The sequence below is a fragment of the Algorimicrobium algoritergicola genome (assembly GCF_008086165.1).
GTDB lineage: Bacteria > Bacteroidota > Bacteroidia > Flavobacteriales > Flavobacteriaceae > Algorimicrobium > Algorimicrobium algoritergicola.
Window position 1 is genome coordinate 144,959 of the sequence record NZ_VSKL01000002.1, and the last position, 12,989, is coordinate 157,947.

Annotated in this window: 13 protein-coding genes; all 13 read right to left on the bottom strand. The window is 36.7% G+C overall.

What is annotated here, in order from left to right:
- Positions 1-569: 569 nt before the first annotated feature.
- Entirely contained in the window at positions 570-1,802 is a 1,233-nt protein-coding gene (locus ES675_RS06615; RefSeq protein ID WP_066249745.1) for an MFS transporter, read from the bottom strand.
- Positions 1,803-3,920, bottom strand: a complete 2,118-nt coding sequence (locus ES675_RS06620; protein ID WP_066249749.1) for a copper-translocating P-type ATPase — start codon at positions 3,918-3,920, stop codon at positions 1,803-1,805.
- Positions 3,921-3,938: 18 nt separating this feature from the next.
- Positions 3,939-4,232, bottom strand: coding sequence for a phosphoribosylpyrophosphate synthetase (locus ES675_RS06625; RefSeq protein ID WP_066249755.1), 294 nt, complete (start codon positions 4,230-4,232; stop codon positions 3,939-3,941).
- A gap of 6 nt (positions 4,233-4,238) precedes the next feature.
- The gene (locus ES675_RS06630) at positions 4,239-4,817 is read right to left on the bottom strand and encodes a hypothetical protein (protein ID WP_231931269.1); all 579 of its coding nucleotides are present in this window, start codon (positions 4,815-4,817) and stop codon (positions 4,239-4,241) included.
- A 175-nt stretch (positions 4,818-4,992) separates the two neighbouring features.
- Positions 4,993-5,532, bottom strand: coding sequence for an AAA family ATPase (locus ES675_RS06635; protein ID WP_066249758.1), 540 nt, complete (start codon positions 5,530-5,532; stop codon positions 4,993-4,995).
- A 17-nt stretch (positions 5,533-5,549) separates the two neighbouring features.
- Positions 5,550-6,923 (bottom strand): MBL fold metallo-hydrolase RNA specificity domain-containing protein, encoded by a 1,374-nt coding sequence (locus ES675_RS06640; protein ID WP_066249761.1) that lies wholly within the window; start codon positions 6,921-6,923, stop codon positions 5,550-5,552.
- Between the two features lie 15 nt (positions 6,924-6,938).
- Positions 6,939-7,193, bottom strand: a complete 255-nt coding sequence (locus ES675_RS06645) for a hypothetical protein (RefSeq protein WP_026754855.1) — start codon at positions 7,191-7,193, stop codon at positions 6,939-6,941.
- Positions 7,194-7,236: 43 nt separating this feature from the next.
- Positions 7,237-8,079, bottom strand: coding sequence for an ATP cone domain-containing protein (locus tag ES675_RS06650; protein ID WP_066249764.1), 843 nt, complete (start codon positions 8,077-8,079; stop codon positions 7,237-7,239).
- The gene (locus ES675_RS06655; protein WP_066249768.1) at positions 8,076-8,912 is read right to left on the bottom strand and encodes a universal stress protein; all 837 of its coding nucleotides are present in this window, start codon (positions 8,910-8,912) and stop codon (positions 8,076-8,078) included. Before ES675_RS06655 ends, ES675_RS06650 begins: the two co-directional genes overlap by 4 nt.
- Positions 8,913-8,935: 23 nt before the next feature.
- Entirely contained in the window at positions 8,936-9,709 is a 774-nt protein-coding gene (locus ES675_RS06660; protein ID WP_066249771.1) for an SDR family oxidoreductase, read from the bottom strand.
- Between the two features lie 41 nt (positions 9,710-9,750).
- Entirely contained in the window at positions 9,751-10,725 is a 975-nt protein-coding gene (locus ES675_RS06665; RefSeq protein ID WP_066249777.1) for an ATP-dependent 6-phosphofructokinase, read from the bottom strand.
- Positions 10,712-11,632, bottom strand: a complete 921-nt coding sequence (locus ES675_RS06670) for an alpha/beta fold hydrolase (RefSeq protein ID WP_066249781.1) — start codon at positions 11,630-11,632, stop codon at positions 10,712-10,714. Before ES675_RS06670 ends, ES675_RS06665 begins: the two co-directional genes overlap by 14 nt.
- Entirely contained in the window at positions 11,629-12,987 is a 1,359-nt protein-coding gene (locus ES675_RS06675; protein WP_066249784.1) for a dicarboxylate/amino acid:cation symporter, read from the bottom strand. Before ES675_RS06675 ends, ES675_RS06670 begins: the two co-directional genes overlap by 4 nt.
- Positions 12,988-12,989: the final 2 nt, after the last annotated feature.

Below are 12,989 nucleotides of genomic sequence, written 5' to 3' on the forward strand. Positions count from 1 at the left end.
GGTTGTTTTAGGATCACAATATATAAAAGAATTTCTATCACGTTGGACAACTTTTATATCTGTACTAATATAATTGTTATTGGTTATAATGGAAGAGGTATTGATAGATTTGGTTTTTTATAAACTAATTCTATAAGGTGTCTGTGCAGCAATCCTTTATTTACCAGGTCGTGTATTCTCTAATCTACTGTTGCACGTTTCATGTCTTTATCAAACTGCCTGTAAAAAGTAATGATGTCGCTAACCTTTACATAACCAATATTTGAAAATGTCTTTTTAAGCTCTTCGATATGTCGTGTATTTGTTATGATTTTATATGTGTTTTTATACATGTAAAAAAAGCAAAGATTCGGCAACATTTAATTATACTGCCGAATCTTTGTTGTCTCTTGTTTTATTGATTCTTCAATTGATTACTATTTGATCTTGAACTTGTATTTGTTGCTGTTATGGTGCTATTGTGCACTATTTTCTCTTCCTTAAATTATTAAAAAGGGTAGTGGGATGGTATGTGTATTAGTTATTAATTTAGTTAAGGGTGTTTTTATGATGTTGCCTGCTTGATTGAATTAATTAGAGTTGCTATCCTTATTGTACCGTTTCAGCATATAAACCAATGCAATAGTCATTAATACTATTGTTCCTGAAACGATAAAAGGATAATAAAAACCACCTGCAAGTAGCCAGGTTCCGAGAACGGGTCCTAAAATTTGCCCCATACTATTTGTAGAACTTTGTATGGATATATTTCTGCCTGTATTTTCTTTAGATGTTAATGAGACTGCTGATAATAAGTTTGGCGTGACCATAGCAGCACCTGCTGCGAATACACTGATTAATACATAGACTAAAAATTCATTTTTGAAAACAGGAAATGCTATTAAGGATAAACCAGATATTAGTAAACCTAAAGCAATTTGTTTTTTTGAGGATAAAATTTTCTCACCATAATTTGCAAAAATGGGCTGTAAAACAGCCATGACAGAACCGCATAGCATAAAGCCAATAGCGACTTGATTGCTGTTAAATTCCAATTCATCTTTCCCGTAAATTGAAAACACGGTTTCAAATAACGTCACAACAAATTGTAGCACAAACGACAAGGTTAATAGCATAATAAAATAGTTGCTAAATGTGAAGCGCAAGGACATTTTTTGTGTAACAGTCTTATGAACTCGAACTGTGTTCTTTAGCCATTTCATTATAACGAATAAGACAATCAATCCTAAAAGGGCAGCAAACAAAAAGGGCACTGAAAATCTGTCTAAATGCAGTAGGCCTATGGAAAATTTAATATGAATGTTAGTTTGAGACAGAAAGCCACCAATGACAGGGCCGAAAATAACCCCAGAACTAATGGCAACACCAGACCAGGCCATTATTTTTGTTCTCTGTTTATTTGAAGTTATGTCGCTTAAATAAGCATTGCTAACAGGAATTACGGAGGATGTAAAAATGCCTCCAAAAATTCTTGCGATATATAGCATGGTTAAAGAGGTTGCCAGACCCGTAAGTACTTGCATAATTACAAAACCAAGCAGGCCACAAATGATAATAGGTTTGCGCCCGTATTTATCGGAAAGCTTTCCCCAAACCACTACAAAAAGTAATTGAAAAAGTGGATATATGCTGGTGAGCAATCCAATATGGAAGTTGATTAGATTGGTATCGAGATTGTCTTTTAAGGCTAGTCTTTCGGTGTAGTAGGGTAGGGTTGGTAGTAAAATACCATACCCTAACATTACTACAAATAAACTCAACAGGATTAAAAATATCCTGTTGAGTTTTTCTTTTCTTTCCATTTATTTTTTACCTATTTTTCGCTTTAATAATTGTGCATTAATAGCCACAATAATGGTGCTTAAACTCATTAATACAGCTCCTACTGCTGGGCCTAAAACAAAGCCTGATGAATATAATACACCAGCTGCTAGTGGAATAGCTATTACATTATATCCTGTAGCCCAGATTAGATTCTGAATCATTTTATTGTAGGTAGCCTTTCCAAATAATATTAAGTTGGCAATATCTTGAGGGTTGCTATTCACTAATATGATGTCAGCTGTTTCAGCAGCCACATCGGTGCCCGAACCAACAGCAATTCCAACATTCGCTTTGGCAAGTGCCGGTGCATCGTTTACACCATCACCTGTCATAGCTACAAATTCTCCTTCATTTTGTAACTTTTCAACTATTTCCACTTTTTGATGCGGCAGAACTTCAGCATAATAACCATCTAAACCAAGCTTATCGCTAACTGCTTTAGCTGTTTGTTCATTATCGCCAGTAGCCATCAACACTTTAATATTATTCTTTTTAAATATTTTAATAGCTTCGGCAGATTCGGGTCTTATTTCATCAGCAAGGGCAATGTATCCTGCTAGCTGTCCATCAATTAATATGAATACAACAGTTTCAGCAGCATCACTATACGCATCTTCAGGAATAGTAATTTTTTCATCCCTTAAATAACCAGGACTAACCACTTTTACTTGTTTGCCTTCTACATTTGCCTCTACGCCTTTACCCGTAATTGCATTAAAGTTTTCGGGTTTTGGGATGGAAATATTGTCTTCTTTAACTCTCTTAATAATACCTACTGCAATAGGATGTTCCGAACTCTGTTCCAAAGCGCTGGACAGTCTTAAAATTTCTTCGGTTGCATACGCTTCATTAACAGATTTTATGCGTGTTACACCAAAATCCCCTTTGGTTAGGGTTCCTGTTTTATCAAAAAGCAATACTGAAATTTTACGTGATTCTTCAAAAGCAGTCCTGTTACGAATCAACAATCCGTTCTGTGCAGATACTGATGTAGAGATTGCAACTACCAAAGGTATGGCTAGACCTAAAGCGTGTGGACAAGCAATAACCATAACGGTAACCATTCTTTCTAAAGCATAGACAAATGGAAAGCCTAAAATCAACCAAACTGCCAACGTACCAAAACCAATCGCCAAAGCTATATAAGTCAGCCATTTTGCTGCTCTATCGGAAAGGTTCTGCATTTTAGATTTGGTCTTCTGGGCTTCCTCAACCATAGTGATAACCTTGTTGAGATAACTGTCTTTTCCTGTATGTTCAACTTTTACTTTTAAGGTGCTATTACCATTTACAGAACCACCAATGACCTTGTCTTTTTCATCTTTTTTTACAGGCTTTGATTCTCCCGTGAGCATCGATTCGTTCAAATAGCTTGAACCTTCTACTATAATACCGTCAGCTGGTACTTTCTCTCCGGGTTTTACCAATATCACATCATCTTTTAATAAATCTTCAAGTGCGATATCTTCAATAGTATCACCTTTAACGCGATGTGCTTCCGCAGGCATCATACTTACTAAAAGTTGTAGAGCTTTCGATGCTCCTAGGACACTTTTCATCTCAATCCAATGCCCTACAAGCATAATTGCGATTAGCGTTGCCAGTTCCCAAAAGAAATCCACACCTTCTAAACCAAAAACGGTTGCAGAACTATAGAAATAGGCGACACTTATTGCCATAGATATAAGTGTCATCATCCCTGGCGCACCATTCTTTACTTCGGAAACGAAACCCTTAAGAAAAGGCCAACCACCATAGAAATATACAATGGTAGAAACCGCAAACAGTATATAAGGATTACCAGGAAGTAAGAACTCATATCCAAAAAAATCTTGAATCATTGGCGAGAAGAACAAGATAGGGATGGTTAGGACTAGCGTTACCCAGAATCGTTTTCTAAAGTCTGCTATCATCATTTTATGATGGTCGTGACCCATTTTCCCGTGACCCGGATTATGACCAGAATGGTCTCCATCACCCTTTTTCATTTTGGAATGATCCATTTTTGAGTGGTCTTCTTTTTTGTGTTTCATCTTTGAATGATCCATTTTAGAGTGGTCCATTTTGTCGTGATTGTGATTTTCGTTATTTTCCATTATAGTATTGTTTAAGTGTTATCGTAATTTTTTCCGCATTGCTTCTGAAATATTTTCGGCATATACGCCATAGGCATCTACCAAAAGACCTTTAATGCCTTCTTTAGAAGATATTGCATATAAAATGCTATTATCACCGGTACTGCTCATTCCTTCAAAGCGATAGATTGTATCTACTTTAAAATCTTCTGGTCGAATCTCAATTTTCAAGGAAGCACATTCCAGACATTCTGGCGTTAAGTTGAAATCATAGGGATATTCGTTTACCTGTAAATCGTTTATGGCTTCTGATAATGTATCGTAATTTTTCATTTGTTTCTATTTATAGGTTATTGTAAAATAACTTTTATCTTCTTCTGTAAATTTCTGAAAGGTCAATAAGCCGTTTGCATTTAATTTCTCGTTAACGATATAGTTGAGTTGCTTGATGCGAATTCCCCACGCATAGGCCTTGATATTGACTTTTGATTTAATATTGTTTTTGTTACTATTCAATTTTCGGTCGTAAATTTTTATCGTGCTTTTTGAACCAAAAAAATTCAATAAGCCCGAATCAAAACTCATTTCCAGTTCTATATCTTCAAGGTTATTTAAATCATACAGCTCTTTAAAATTTGCGGATGTGGTATTGATTTCGGTTTCCTTTGATTTTGGGTTTGAAAATGGAAATGCCATTACCATCACACTCGCCTCATTTGGTTTACAGCGATAGGTAGTTGTATATTTATCGGTGGATTTTTTGTCTTTGTCATATAATTCTGTGATTACCTCTATTTCGAAATATCCATTTTTCTCTATTATTTCACCAGCATCAAAAGTTTGCTTGTTGAGAAAAGCACCTTCTTCATCAAAATTCTCCCGAATGACAACTCTGTCTGAAATCTGCCCAATGAGCATTTCAGTTTGTGCTATTATACTTGTACAGCCCAAAATAAAATAGAACAATAGAACCTGTGTCATCATAAGTTTAGTGGATGTTTTATGGTTTTGTTGATTGAAAGTATCAAGAGTTTTCTTCATTATTTGAAACTATTGTGGTTAGAGATTACATACAAATAGATTGTCATTGCTATTATATATTGTTTAAAATAAATTCTACACGCTCCGTTGGTGGCAAAACAGGAACAGTAACTATCGGAAACCCTAAAACGGTGTACACATCTATTATTAATTGATGTATTATCTTTTGATCTTCTTCGTCTTCGGTTCTTGCATAGTCTTTGGTGAATGGCAGTCGGTCTAAAATGAAAATTTTTTTATATGATGTATTTTTAACGGCATTGAGCAGTTTCTCATCATAATCAAGCATTAAAAATTGATAGTAGGCCATAGCATCTGGAATCGCCCTATCCAAGAAAACCAAGTCTTGAGGCTGGATTGCGGCTTCTTGTTCTATTTGCATATCCAGAACTCCTAATTGAAATTGCCTTTTATTGTTCCTTATTTCTTCTACCGTTTGTCCTTCAATACGCATAGTGTCTATATAATGCCGTGCGTGTTCAATGGTTGTTTTGTAACCTCTTTCAGCCAACATATTTATCACGGTAGTTTTTCCAGTGCTCGGACCACCGGTTATCACATGCCATTTGTTGATTGCTCTTTTCGTTTCCATTTTATTTGATTTAAGAGTTATACATTTTCGATACTGTATAGCTGCGGGATTTCAGCATTCCATCCATAGGTTTCCTTTATTCCTTTTTGAAGGGCTTCCGCACTTTCTTTTTCTCCGTGCACAATAAAAATTCGCGCTGGCTTATTTTTTATTTTGCTCATCCAATCAATTAATTCAGCGTGGTCTGCGTGTGCCGAGAGGCCTTGAATTTCGGCTACTTCCATTTGAAAGGATACCGTTTTTCCATACACTTTTAATTCTTTTTCGCCTTCCAATAATTTTCTGCCACGAGTGCCTTCAGCTTGATAGCCTACAAAAAGCAAGGTGTTATTTGGGTTTTGCGCTTGGGTTTCGAGATAGTTGAGCATTCTTCCACCTGTAAGCATTCCACTTCCAGCAATCACAATTTTTGGTTTGTCGTCTGTTCGTAACTCCATAGTTTCCCGATAACTGCTTACAACCGTGAAATGTGAACACATTTCATCACATTCATTGTCTTCCAATCTGTGCCAATCCCTTGTACGATGAAACAATTCCAATACACTAGCTCCCATTGGGCTGTCCATTATCATTTGTACTTTTGGGATTTTCTTTTCCTTCAGTAACTTCCAAAAAATAAGCATCATCAGTTGGGCACGTTCTACTGAAAAGCTTGGGACAAATAGGCTTCCGCCTCTATTAATGGTTTCGTTGACCAATTTTTCAATCTGCGGAAGTGCTTCCGCTTCGTCAGGATGAAATCTTCCTCCATAAGTGGATTCAATGAAAAGAACATCCGCTTTTTTGGGTTTCAGAGGTGGATAAAGCAATAAATCATTGGTTCTTCCAATATCTCCTGAAAAGACGAAACGCTTTCCGTGTACATCCAACTCGATGAATGTTGCACCAAGGATATGTCCGTTGTATTGGAAACGCGCTCTGATTCCATCAAATAGCGGAATCCATTGTGATTGGGGGACGTTCTTAAAATGTGGAACGGTTTTTTCAGCATCTTTTAAATCGTACAATGGTTCAGCGGGACTGTGTTTGGAATACCCTTCCTTATTGGCACGTTCGGCTTCTTGTTCTTGAATTTTTGCACTATCATTCAGAATGATTTTAGCAATATCCAAAGTGGGATTGGTGCCATAAATGGGTCCTTTGAACCCTTGCTTGACTAATCGCGGTAGATAGCCAGTATGGTCTAAATGGCCGTGAGTAAGCAATACCATATCAATTTCTGAAACTTCCACGGGTGGATATTCCCAGTTTTTGAGTCGTAATTCTTTTAACCCTTGAAAAAGTCCGCAGTCTATCAATATTTTTTTTTCTCCTGTGTCCACTAAATATTTTGAGCCTGTAACTGTACCTGCCGCTCCTAAAAAGTGGATGTTTATTTTATTGTTTTTCATCTTTATAGTATTTATTTAGTTTCCACCACAGCAGGAAGGTGTGTTTCCTTTATCTTGGTTTGATTTGCTCAATTCCGCTATTTCATTATATAGATTGCGGGAATCCTCTTTGATAAGAAGCGCCAATTTCTTTACGGATTTAGGTTCAAAGTTTACCATCCCCAATAATATTTCAAGGGCTTCTTCAAGTAGTTTTGAATCATCTTCCAATGCTTGGTAAAATGGCTCTAAATCTATGCTGTTCCGTTTTTGCAGTTCATCTGTTTTCATAATTTTTGTTTTTAAGATTGTTGAACTTTTATATTATTAATTCTCAAGTGCTTTTACATAGTGCTTCTGAATCTTCTAAAATCTTTTTGTGTCTTTTTTTATCAATTCCTATCTGTTCCAATAACGCAGGTTTTTTGTGAAGCTCTTTGCAGAGCACAATGCCTGTGTCCAATAACTTCGTTTTTTCGGCTTTGGTCAGGGTAGTCAATGCCGTTAAAGGGTGTAGTCCCAACTTGTCTATTCTGTCTTTTAAACCGTTTCCCATCGGGTAATCCCAACTCGTCAATAATAATCCCACGCATTTACCATATTGCACAGCATCGGTGGTAAATCGTGTATTGGTATATACACCTCCCTTATGAAGTTTAGTTTCGTGCCCTTTTTGATGTTCCCATTTTGCTTTTACATCCAAAAATCTAGACTGGATATAGAGCGGAATTTTTACATTACAAGTCCTTCCTTGGTCACTATGGTATTTACATTCAATCATATAATGTTGGTTATCTTTTTGCGCTATCACATCTATTTCGTGCTGAACGCAATCACCTTGAACAATCACACCAACCTGTGTTGAAAATCCTTCGTGTGCCAATAGTTTGCCTACTAACTTTTCAAAAGGAAAACCAGAAGGACCTAATTCCATCAATGCTTTTTTGAGCTTATACTTTGAGGCACTTACACGTGATTTGCCTTTAAGTATTTTAAATGCCATCTGGTAGATTTTTTTAGTGGTAATACCGTCATATATTTTGTTTTCAACTTGCTTAACAATTTGCTGAATCAATTCTTCACTTGCTTTTGCACGTCTTAAGGAATTGTTAAGTTTATCCACATCAAAAGGAACCACGTCGCCAGAATATTTCACTATGTTGATTGGATTTTTCATTTTTTAATATGAATGGTCATCACAGGTAGTTCTGAATGATTAGTTACACCCTCGGCAATACTTTTTGAAAATAAGCTCAAAAATCCTGTCTTTCCGCTAGTACTCATTGCAATCAAATCTGCGGGTTGATGTTTTAGAAATGTATTGATACCTTCTTCTACTGAAGATTCATTGTGAACGTTCATAGAAAAGTTTTTTAAGGCGGGAAACTTTTCAAGGAATTGTTTGACAGGGTTTAATCCAGCATTGATGTTATTAAAATCTGTTTCTGTATTTATGCGTAACAAATGAATTTTAGCATCGCATTTTTCAGCTATGGAAAGCACAGCTTGAAACGGATGACTTACATCTTCTTCAAAAGAAGAGACAAATAAAATATTCTTAAAAGGAAAAGTTACTTCCTCTTCCTTGATCACGATAATCGGTGCATTCGCCTTTCGTACAATTTTCTCAACATTACTACCTGTTATTTCCCTCACACGGCCTTTAGTGCCACTACTTCCTGTAATGATGAAGTCGTGATGAAAATGACCAGAATGCTCTAAAATGTCTTTTTGTCCTGAATCGAACTGAAGAAAGGTTCGGCATTTCAACATTTCGTGTTCTGCCATTCTTTCCAGTTCACGTAATTTAGCTTTAGCAATACCAATTTGCTTTACGGTTTCAGGATAGCGCTTTTCTTTGAGTTTATCCAGCTTCACCCAATCCACAGGTGTTGTCATTTGATGTAGAAAGTGTATTTCTGCTTTGTATGATTTCGCCATTTTAATTGCAAAATGGGCAGCTTTGGTACAGTTTTCAGAGAAATCTGTGGGTACGAGTATGTTTTTCATAATTTTTATATTTTATTTGTTCATTATTGTGCGGTATAACCACCATCGATTACCAATCCGGAACCGGTTATAAATTTTGATTCATCCGAAGCTAGATATACGACACCATAACCTATGTCATCTGGTTCTCCCAAATGTCCGACTGGATGCAAACTTTCCAAATACTTTTTCCCTTCCTCTAAATTACCTTGGGCTTTAAGGAGGTTTTCTACCATTGGTGTCCATATATAGGCCGGGTGAATGGAATTGACCCGAATTTTGTAACCCTGTTTCGCACAATGAAGTGCTGCGGATTTGGTAAATATGGTTACACCGCCTTTGCTGGCATTATAGGCGGGTAAATTGGGGTCGCCAATAAGACCTTCAATGGAAGAAAAGTTGATGATTGACCCACCCTCTCCAGTCTCCTTCATAGCTTTAATAGCGTATTGGGTACCAAGGAAGCTGCCGTCCAGATTGATACTTAAAAGTCTTTTCCAGTCTGCAAGCGTGATATCTTCCACGTTTTTACCGATTGCTATACCAGCAGCATTAGCCAGGATATTGAGTTTTTCATACGTTTTGAGTGTCCTATCAATGACCATTTTCCATTGATCTTCTTTGGATACATCTTGTTTTATAAATATGGCTTCACCGCCATCGTTCTTGATTTGTTGGACTACTTTATTTCCGTTTTCTTCATCCAAATCTGTTATTACTATTTTTGCTCCTTCGCGTGCCAATAAAATAGCACTTGATTTTCCTAATCCAGAGGCACCTCCTGTGACAATGGCTACTTTATTTTTTACTCGATCCATAATTTTATAATTTTAAGTATTACTAACAGTATTTGTTTTTTCTACTTTCCAAATAGTTCTAAAAGTTCGTATAATTCAGTATTTACCTGATGTTGCTTGTCCACCTCTTTAAAAGGGGTTAGATGCAATTGATTATTTAAAATTCCAACCATTGCGTTCTTTTTACCTTGTGAAATTGCGTTTACAGCGGCCACTCCAAGTCTAATTCCCAACATTCTATCTAAAGCAGAAGGATTTCCGCCTCGCTGCACGTGGCCGAGTTTTGTAATTCGTAAATCGACATTGGGATTAACTTCCTTTATTTTTGAGGAAACAAGTTCAGCACCTAGTTCATCACCTTCAGAAACCACGACAAGGAAAGCATCTTCGCTATCGTAATTTTTAATCTTATCCAATAGGTATATAAAGTCTTTCCCGCTTTCTGGAATTAGGATGGCATCTGCACCTACCATTAATCCCGAATGAATTGCGATATAGCCAGAATCCCTGCCCATTACTTCCACAATAAATACGCGGTTGTGAGATTCGGCAGTGTCCTTTATTTTGTCAATATTTTCAATGGCTGTATTTACTGCGGAATCAAAACCAAGGGTGTAATCAGTTCCTGAAATATCATTGTCGATTGTCCCCGGAATACCTATGAATGGGATATCGCATATTTCTGAAAAAGCCAATAGACCTTTGAAAGTGCCATCGCCACCAATAGCAATTAAAGCGACTATGTTATTTGCTTTTAAAGTTTGCAATGCTTTTTTACGGCCTTCCAATTCCATAAAACGTTTGCTCCGTGCTGTTTTTAGAATGGTACCACCTTTTTGGGTTATTTTTTTTAGTTCGTGAGATTTTAATGTTATCAAATCACCATCTATCAATCCTTCATACCCTTTTCGAAAACCACTTATTTTTATGCCATTTGCTTCAGCAGTTTTCGCAATGGCGTACAGTGTAGCGTTCATCCCAGGGCTATCACCTCCAGATGTAAATACGCCTATATGTTTAATTTTATTCGTACTCATTAGATATGGTTTTTTGTAGCTTTTTTTCCGAAATAGTAAAATCTTGAATTGTGCTCCAAACAAATTCTGCTTCTTTAAGAAAGAATTGATGGTCTCCTTCAGATGAAGTTATCAGTTGTGCGTTTTTAAATTCCTTTGATAATTCTAAGGCATTTTCTAAAGGTGCGGTAGTGTCTTTTTCACCATGAATGAACAGTACTTCTTTGTCTTTGATTCTCTTTGCAAGAGAGTATAGATCTGTTTTTAAGATGACCTCAGTGAGCGAATAATAATAACTCATCCAATGATGCTTTTTTGCATCTTCATAAACATCATCCGTTAGGTTATCGGGCTTGAATGCACGTGACATAAATATGGGATGAATCATACAAATGTATTTTGAGAATTTACTTGATGAAATTCTATCTACAAAGGATTGTGTGGACATAACTTTCTTAAATTCATCTGCATCCTTATAAACAGGTATGCTAATAAAAACTCCTAATTTGAACCAATTTGGCTGTTTTTCCAATAATGCCAATGAAATTATGGCGCCCATAGAATGTCCAGCAATACTAGTTTTTCCATTGTTAAACCCTTCTTTGTTGAGAATTAACGCAACAGCGGCTAATTGAATAGAAAGCGTGTAATTGCTTTTAGGTTTAGGGGAGTCTCCAAAGCCGAGAAGGTCTATTAAAAGTAACGAATGTGTTTTTGTAATGGTTTCTAATTCACGTTTCCAATAGTTTAAAGAGCCTGTTAATCCGTGCAACAAAACAAGTTTGTTCTCTCCAGAACCTACTACTTCATAATTCAAAAACGTTTTGTTGGCATCATAAGCTGGTTGCTTACCAATTTTGTAATGCTGATAGCTTGCTATAGCAACAACTGGAAAAATGAACACTATGGATATGAGTAGTAATATCATTGTTTCGAACTCAAATTAATAGTTGTTTTATCTGTAGTTAGTCCTGAAGTTTTTTTATAAAATCTATTAAAAACCATACAGGCAGTCAAATCACCAGTTACGTTAACGGCAGACCTGAACATTCCTAACAATCTTTCTACACCAATTATGATGATGATGCCTTCGGCTGGTATTCCGACACTTCCCAAAACAGAAGCGAGTATAACCACACCACCACCAGGAATGGCTGGGGTACCAATGGATGCAGCGACAATGGTTACAATGATTACTATAATATTGAGTAAACTCATTTCCAGTCCGTAAGCTTGGGCAATAAAAAGAGTTGTAATGGTTTGATATAGTGCAGTTCCATCCATATTGACAGTTACACCAATGGGGATGATAAAATTGCTAATGGCCTTGTCCACTTTTAGTTCTTCTTCAGCTGTTTGAAGTGATAAAGGCATCACGGCGGCAGAACTTGTGGTTGAAAAAGCCAATAATTGAACATCCCTTATTTTTTTTAGGAAATGAAACGGGTTTGTTTTTCCAAAAAGTACAAGTAAGCCTGAATAGAAAATTACCAATAATAAAAGCCCAAGAAGCACGACTCCAACGTAGTATGCTAGACCGGACAATGAGCTTAAACCAACACTAGAGGTAAGCTGTGCCATAAGCCCAAAAACAGCAACAGGAACTAACAACATAGACCATTTCACCACGGTCATACAGACTTCCTGAATGGCACTTAAAACCAATTTTACTGGTCGCAACAATGCTTCTTCAAGTGATAGCACTGCTACACCAATAATGATTGTGAAAATCACAATGCTCAACATTTCGCCACTTACCATAGATGCCAAAGGGTTGTCTGGAAGCAAATTTGATATGGTATCGGGGATAGTGTCAAGTCCAAAAGAAAGCTCGGGACCATCAGTTGTAACAGCTGTTATTTCATTGTGTTCCGTTGCGGCTTGTTGATGCAGAAAACGGCCTGGTCTAAAAATTTGTGATAATATAACACCGAGACTTACCGAAAATATGGTAGTGCCAAGGAAATATAATAAAACACCACCACCTAATTTTTTTAAACTTTCCTTATCATTGCTGGCGATTCCCGTAATGATGGAAGCCACAATTAATGGAATCATAATCATCTGTACCAATTTCAGAAAGAGCACTCCCGGCAATGCCAGCCAATTTCCCGCCACATCTGCGGTTTCTGTGCTAATCCATCCATTTTGTGGACTTAACAGCAACCCAAATCCAACACCCAGAAACAAGGCGATGATAACCTTAAGCCATAGGCGACTTTCTACCAGTTTTTTCAGGTATTCATTAAGTGATTTAAGTGATTTTACTTCTGTGTCAAACATTT

Coding starts and splice junctions, on each gene's coding strand:
- ES675_RS06635 (WP_066249758.1), bottom strand. CDS start 5,532: ATGGAAACGAAAAGAGCAATCAACAAATGGCATGTGATAACCGGTGGT.
- ES675_RS06640 (WP_066249761.1), bottom strand. CDS start 6,923: ATGAAAAACAATAAAATAAACATCCACTTTTTAGGAGCGGCAGGTACA.
- ES675_RS06660 (WP_066249771.1), bottom strand. CDS start 9,709: ATGGATCGAGTAAAAAATAAAGTAGCCATTGTCACAGGAGGTGCCTCT.
- ES675_RS06675 (WP_066249784.1), bottom strand. CDS start 12,987: ATGTTTGACACAGAAGTAAAATCACTTAAATCACTTAATGAATACCTG.
- ES675_RS06645 (WP_026754855.1), bottom strand. CDS start 7,193: ATGAAAACAGATGAACTGCAAAAACGGAACAGCATAGATTTAGAGCCA.
- ES675_RS06670 (WP_066249781.1), bottom strand. CDS start 11,632: ATGATATTACTACTCATATCCATAGTGTTCATTTTTCCAGTTGTTGCT.
- ES675_RS06665 (WP_066249777.1), bottom strand. CDS start 10,725: ATGAGTACGAATAAAATTAAACATATAGGCGTATTTACATCTGGAGGT.
- ES675_RS06625 (WP_066249755.1), bottom strand. CDS start 4,232: ATGAAAAATTACGATACATTATCAGAAGCCATAAACGATTTACAGGTA.
- ES675_RS06615 (WP_066249745.1), bottom strand. CDS start 1,802: ATGGAAAGAAAAGAAAAACTCAACAGGATATTTTTAATCCTGTTGAGT.
- ES675_RS06620 (WP_066249749.1), bottom strand. CDS start 3,920: ATGGAAAATAACGAAAATCACAATCACGACAAAATGGACCACTCTAAA.
- ES675_RS06630 (WP_231931269.1), bottom strand. CDS start 4,817: ATGCTCATTGGGCAGATTTCAGACAGAGTTGTCATTCGGGAGAATTTT.
- ES675_RS06650 (WP_066249764.1), bottom strand. CDS start 8,079: ATGAAAAATCCAATCAACATAGTGAAATATTCTGGCGACGTGGTTCCT.
- ES675_RS06655 (WP_066249768.1), bottom strand. CDS start 8,912: ATGAAAAACATACTCGTACCCACAGATTTCTCTGAAAACTGTACCAAA.